This is a genomic window from Arthrobacter sp. L77, assembly GCF_000816565.1.
In the GTDB taxonomy this organism is placed as follows: domain Bacteria; phylum Actinomycetota; class Actinomycetes; order Actinomycetales; family Micrococcaceae; genus Arthrobacter_D; species Arthrobacter_D antioxidans.
Window position 1 is genome coordinate 1 of record NZ_JWSU01000009.1, and the last position, 5,474, is coordinate 5,474.

Below are 5,474 nucleotides of genomic sequence, written 5' to 3' on the forward strand. Positions count from 1 at the left end.
GGAAGGCCCCACACCACCAGGTGCGGGGCCTTCCCACGTTAACCACCCACCCAGCACCAGGCACCACAGAGCAGACAATGGGGCAGGCACCCAGCGGGCAGGGCGTCAGCGGGACGGGACATCGGCTCGAAGCGAATCCACCCCGGACCCGTTCCCTCCCACCCCCTGACCCCAGGCCCCGCCACCGTCGCCGGCCGCTGCCACACCCCGGCCACCAGCCTTCTGCGCGGCGGCGGTCGGCTTCGGCCCGTGCCTGCCACGATGCCCCCACAAGTGCCCAGCGCTCGGGAAGTCGCATGCTCGCGAGGCGTCAGGGCCCCGAGCGGGGCGATAAGCATCATCTCGTGACCTTCCCGTGCTTCCAAGGACAGGTCGGCGCGCCCAAGACCTTCGATACGGACAGTCCAGCAATCACGGGTCCCGATGATCGGCGCCCACCGGCGGTGCCGGGTCCGAGATACAGCGGGTGTCGCCCTGGATCACGCCGGCATCGACCGTCCGTCCCAGGCAGCAGTGCGAAGCGATCGAATGGGTGCCCGCAGGAAACCCTCGCGCGGGCACTGTGGTGCTACTCGCTGAGCCAGGATCCGAGCAACCTACCCTGGTCCTCGGTCAGCCAGAAGGTGACCTGCTGCTCCCCGTCCGGTGCGTCGATCACCAGGTTCACCGAGAAGCCGACCTCGCTGCCGATGGTCGGACTCAGGCCGAGGTCCATCACCCGTGGTTCCTGCGTGAGGTCCTGGCCCATGAGGATCGTGACCTCAACGGAACCAGTCGTGTCGCTCAGAGCTCCCATGGGCGTGCCGGGGTTGGCCATCCACGGGGCGCCGTCGTCCAGGCTCGCCTTATGCGCGGCGCAGACAGGCACCTCGCGCCTTGAGTAGGGCGCCAGCGTCACCACAGCGGATGCTGACGTCGGACAACGCAGTACTGAGCAAGCGGCCATAGCCGCGAGCGTACTGGCTGACTCGGATAGGGGCACCCCTCCCGTACCCGTATCGGGTGACGCAGGAGTGGAGCAGTCAGCGATCGGTTGACCGGCGTGCTCCGGGCAGCGGAGCACGTTGCCCGCGAGAGGTTCCATCTACGGCACGCTTGGCGCCGTCATCCGGGACTGCCACTGTCTACACTCACGACCATGACTATGGGGATGAACGGACAGCCGCAACGGCGGTCACCCACTCGCGCGTCGAAGCGCGACGCGCTGTTCCAAGGGCTCGGAGGTACGGCGTGCGCCCTCGCCGCGGTGCTCGTGTTCTCAAGCGCTGACAACCTGTATCAGGTCGTGGGTTCGTGCGTCCTGGCCCTGATGGCTGTTCTGTCTGTCGCCCGGGCGATCGTCGCGCTGCGCCAGGACGATCACGTCGTCGAGAGCCTCTGACCCCGCCGAGCAAGTACAGCTCCGACTGGGAAGTAAGTCCAGGTATGGCGCCTTCCCCGGACGTTGTTGCTCGGACCGACCATCGGATGGTTCGTCCGAGGCCGCCGCCTGGTTTCCTTGGCGCCGGCCGACTGATGACCGCACGGACGGCGCTAGAATTCGGCTCTGTCGGTGAAGACCGCTCATCGTGGGATCCGCCTGTTTGTTGACTACGGCCATCGGTGGCCACTCGGGGAGAACAGCACGGATGAGCGTCCGACCAAGTACACGATGGAGCCTGCAGGCTTCGGGCCGTCATGGAACCTCACTCGTCGGCTTCGCATCCGGCCCGACATGCGGGATGCCGACAATTCGTTCGGGAGTGATGGGAGTTCGCCGGAAAGCGAGGTGGCGTGGAAGGAAGAGGGCGCCAATATCGCCGAGGGACTTCGTGCAGAAGTCGGGGCCTTCGCCGACGTGGAGTACGACGAGTAGAACCCACGTGGACCAACGCCACCATTGGTGCCCGCAAGCCGATCCCTTCTGCATAACGGTGGCATTGCGGTTCAGGTTCTAGCTGCTGCGCGACGATCGATGGTTGATAGCGTCGGCAGCTGCAGCAACACTTTTCGCGCGGACCGAGGGGACGACGATGTATTCGAGACAGGCGGCCGCGATCGCGGTACTAGCGTTATCCGCTGCCACCATCAGCGCGTGCAGCGGCGCTGACTACGGCATCGCCGCTCTGGATCGGAAAGCAACGTCCGAGGACCAACTTCCGGACTTCGTCTCCGACCCGAGTCTGGACATCGACTCCGTCCGGAAAGTCGCAGAACAGAATCAGATTTCGTACTTCATCGGTGAAATGAAGGACGATAAGGGCTTCTGCGCCTATGCGACCACGGGCGACGACTTCATCGGTGGCTGCGGGGAAGGCAATGGTCAGCTTGTCACCGTTTCGCCCGGTGCTGGTTCAGACCTTCTCCAATTCACTCTGGTGACGGATTCCTACTCCAACGAGGACCTCAGGGGAGAGGGTTGGACCGAGGTTCACGACAACATCCTGGTCCGCTGAAACCAAGTCGGTGAGCGCACTCGGTTGGGCGACACCGTCCAGGGATCCTCCGGCGCAGGTGCGACCCGAGGTCAGGGACTCACAGGATTACCGACTCACAGGGACGGTCGGACAGAGGCCAGCCCGTCGAGCTCATCATCGAGACAGTCAACGCCGACGTCGCCGCTTCGGACCACAACGGGACCCGCTCTGGTCGCCGGCTCTCGGACCCAGCGGCGATCGAACGCCCAGGCCAGTGCAGGCGACCTCGGACAGCCGTGCGGACAACGTCGAACACCAGTGCAGTCGACTTCGGAATCTGACGAAGGTCGAACCTGAAGGAGTCGTGGAGATCGTCGGACTCGAGGGCGCCCGGTGCACAGATGCTCGACCTCACCGCCCGATAGGGTAGCCGGTCGTGATGCCCGAGCCCCGTTGTATTCACCCACAAGTCGGCTGCAGTGGTGCAGGCGATCAGGGTGTCTCCTGCGGCATGGATGGGCCGGGTTCGCGCTGCGTCCCGACTTCCCGTGCCTTCGACAGCGTGAGGATCCCATAGCGCATCGCACCGGTGCGGTAGGCGAGGATCAGGCGAGGGATACTCAGAACGAAGATCCGATTGCGTGCGCCGAGGGCGAGGCGACGGGTCTCGCGATCGACGAGCAAGGTCCTCACGAGTCGGCGGGCGCAAATTGTCCATGTGCGTGCGACGCGGGCACTGACATCCTCGTAACCGATGATCTCGAAGCCTGCGGCCGTCGCCATCGCCTCGTATTCTTCGCGTGTACCCATCGAGGGCAGGCGCCCCTCGCGGCAGATCGGCTCGAGCAGATGGCGAACCTTCCAACCGCCGGCATCAGTCTCGGCAAGCCACGCGCAGACGACCAGGCGACCGCCGGGCGACAGCACGCGATGCGCTTCGGCGAAGAACCTGGGTTTGTCGACCATGTGCTCGCTCGACTCGATAGCCCATGCGGCACCGGTCGACCCATCGGCCAGTCCGTTGGCGAGCCAATCACGGAGACGGATGTCCACGCCGGGTACGGGATGCGCGGAGGCGTAGTGGGCCTGCTCGGCGGAGAGCGTGAAGCCGGTGACGCTGACCCGGTGTGTCGCCGCGAGCTGCCTTGCAGTAGAGCCATAGCCGCAGCCGATGTCGACGCACGCTTCGCCGGACAGGAGGCGTAGCCGATCGCCGACCGTGTCGATCAGCGCCTCCACGGCCTCGGCGGGCGTCTCACGACCCGTCGCCCATAGCCCGTGATGGACGTGGTCGCCCCACACTCGCCGATAGATCGGATCGAGCTCGTCGTAGTGATCTGCGACAGCCACGGCGTCCTGGGTAGCATCGGGGACGATCATGCCCTCACGCTACAACGCTGATCCGTGCTGTCGGAAGGCCTCGGTTCACGGCTCCATGACCGTCCAGGGCAGAGCGTTCTACGCGAATCGGCGCGAGGAGCGAGAGCAGGTGAACGCCCTTCTTCCCACGATCGGGCTCATGACCTCGACGCGACCCCGGACCGTGACTCTGCGATCACCCGCACCCGTGCGGCCGCGGACTGGGCGCGCACCGTGGACAGGTCGAAGGCACCGCACGCGGCTACCGCAGCCCCGGCAACTGCCGAGACGCTCGGCAGTCCCTTTTGTTCATCTCCGTACCGATCGACCTGGAGCGGATAACGCCACCATGCCCCGGGCGGATGAGCTGGGCTGATGGACGTGGCGGGATCCTTTCGGCCTGGTTCCGAAGCCGCGCTCATCGCGGCGGCTCAGGCCTCGCCGCTGGATGGGACTGGGCGGGACCGGGCGGTAAGGGATTGGGCCGGATGGGACTGGGCGGGAGCGGGCGGTAAGGGATTGGGCGGGAGTGGGCTGGATGGGAGTCGGCTGGATGGGAGCGGGCGGTAAGGGATTGGGCGGGAGTGGGCTGGAACGGTTCGGGCGGGGCCCCGCCGGGGGACCGCGCTGGATGGCACGACAAGTGGTCACAGGGCCGACGCGTCGTCCCGTCTCGGTAGGTCTTCGACCCTTGGTGTTGTCGTCAGCTTGAGCGGTCGCAACATTCCGGAGTCCTGTCCTGAGCCGATGGGTTCGTCGGGAGCGGCAGCGGGAGTCGAGTTGCGGGCGCACCGGGGGAGCCGACCACCGGGGCGAGACGTCAGTGGGACCTGCTCCTGCCAACGCAGGCCGGACGTCCTACTGCGTACCCAACTGGATGTCCTTCTTGGTGCCCATCGGAAGCTCGAGCTGCCTGTACAGAGGCCATCGGTAAGTTCTTGCCGGCTTCAGCCTGCAGCCGTGCCCGCACCACCGGGCTTCCTGCTCCATGGAACTGTTCGTCCACCAGTAGCCGACCGTCGGCGCCTGCCCGCAGCGCGGCGCCCGCATACCCGGACCGAGCGGTGCATGGAGACGCACGGTCACCAGGCCCTGCTGTCATGGCCGAACGATGGACGCACCACGGTGATCCCGCCGGGGGTGGTCCGGTTTGCCCGACAGCCGTGCGCCGTGTAGTGTTTCATGAGTTGCCCCGGTGAGGGCGACCATCCCCTTCAAATTCGTGTGGTTGGTTCGTGCGCTGTGAGGCGTGGTCGAATTCGACTGCTATTTGTGGTGGGTTTGTTCTTTGTCGTATTTCTTTTGCTGGTGGTTCAGGTCACGGTGAATGGATTTGACAGGGGAAAAGAAAGTGAAATAAGCTGTGAACATAACGGCGAGGGAAAGCGGGGCCGAGCGGCGTGTGAGCGTCGGGTTTCCGTGAGTAATCGGTTGTTCCTGTTGTTTGAGAACTCAATAGTGTGCCAAGTTTGTTGATACCGATTGTTTTTGATTGGTTGAATTGGCTGGTCGTCGCGCATGTTTGTGTGTGGTGGCTGGTTTTTTTGGCTGGTTTCGAATTTTGTGCAGTGGTGTCGCCCGTTTTCCCGGGTGTCATTGTTGTGTCTGTAATGCATTTACGGAGAGTTTGATCCTGGCTCAGGATGAACGCTGGCGGCGTGCTTAACACATGCAAGTCGAACGATGAACCTCACTTGTGGGGGGATTAGTGGCGAACGG

At 64.5% G+C, this 5,474-nt stretch carries 5 protein-coding genes and 1 rRNA gene; 4 read left to right on the forward strand and 2 right to left on the reverse strand.

Annotated elements, in window-relative coordinates; genetic code table 11:
• Positions 1–568 precede the first annotated feature (568 nt).
• Positions 569–868 carry a hypothetical protein gene (locus RY94_RS16485; RefSeq protein WP_197060704.1) on the reverse strand — a complete coding sequence of 100 codons (300 nt, stop codon included), beginning with the start codon at positions 866–868 and terminating at the stop codon, positions 569–571.
• 270 nt (positions 869–1,138) lie between these two features.
• On the opposite strand from RY94_RS16485, the gene RY94_RS16490 reads away from it, so the two are divergent.
• From RY94_RS16490 to RY94_RS16495, 3 genes are all read left to right on the forward strand, one after another.
• Positions 1,139–1,381 (forward strand): hypothetical protein, encoded by a 243-nt coding sequence (locus tag RY94_RS16490; protein ID WP_156135230.1) that lies wholly within the window; start codon positions 1,139–1,141, stop codon positions 1,379–1,381.
• 171 nt (positions 1,382–1,552) lie between these two features.
• Positions 1,553–1,855 (forward strand): hypothetical protein, encoded by a 303-nt coding sequence (locus tag RY94_RS18035; RefSeq protein WP_156135231.1) that lies wholly within the window; start codon positions 1,553–1,555, stop codon positions 1,853–1,855.
• Between the two features lie 157 nt (positions 1,856–2,012).
• A complete protein-coding gene (locus tag RY94_RS16495; protein ID WP_043447864.1) occupies positions 2,013–2,435 on the forward strand; it encodes a hypothetical protein in 423 nt (140 codons plus the stop codon).
• A 453-nt stretch (positions 2,436–2,888) separates the two neighbouring features.
• Here the strand turns inward: RY94_RS16495 and RY94_RS16500 are convergent, their stop codons facing one another.
• The gene (locus RY94_RS16500) at positions 2,889–3,776 is read right to left on the reverse strand and encodes a class I SAM-dependent methyltransferase (RefSeq protein ID WP_052274530.1); all 888 of its coding nucleotides are present in this window, start codon (positions 3,774–3,776) and stop codon (positions 2,889–2,891) included.
• Positions 3,777–5,370: 1,594 nt separating this feature from the next.
• On the opposite strand from RY94_RS16500, the gene RY94_RS16505 reads away from it, so the two are divergent.
• Positions 5,371–5,474: ribosomal RNA gene (locus RY94_RS16505) — 16S ribosomal RNA — on the forward strand; the annotation flags it as partial.